At 60.4% G+C, this 437-nt stretch carries 1 protein-coding gene; it reads right to left on the bottom strand.

Translation table 11 applies throughout. The features are described 5' to 3' along the window. Nucleotides 1–23: 23 nt before the first annotated feature. The coding region (locus EN884_RS38210; RefSeq protein WP_164895528.1) for a serine hydrolase at nt 24–437 on the bottom strand (414 nt) is incomplete at its 5' end.

Here is a 437-nt window from a genome sequence, read left to right as displayed (position 1 = left end):
GCATTCCTGAGTGGTTAGCTGCCTCACCATCTCGCAAGCTTGGCCCCTACGACGAGGTCTTCGATCACCGAGGCCCTGAAATCGCCGGTCTTCTTGGTGCCCTCGATGTTCATCAGCACGGCGACCGCATGGGTTTGATCCCGCGTCAGGACCACCATGTTGGAGGCGCCCACGTCGCTGCCGGAATGCCCGACGAAATCGTGCCCGTTGATCGGCTCAGAAACCCAGCCCAGCCCCTGGTACGAAACCAGTTCCGGATCGACCTGGTCGTGCAACATGGCGGCTACTGCGCGTGGCGACAAAATCGCGCACTGGCCGGTTATTCCGCCAAGCATGCCACGCAGGATTTTTGTGAGGTCGGCTACCGAGCAACGAAGCATTCCAGACGGGACATCAGGATATCCCTCCTGCGGCAGCTCGTTGAACGCGCCTTTCAC

This window comes from Mesorhizobium sp. M7A.F.Ca.AU.001.01.1.1 (assembly GCF_004022735.1).
Taxonomy (GTDB): Bacteria; Pseudomonadota; Alphaproteobacteria; order Rhizobiales; family Rhizobiaceae; genus Mesorhizobium; species Mesorhizobium ciceri.
Note: the sequence above shows the minus strand (reverse complement) of the source record. Positions and strands in the feature narration are given on the sequence as shown.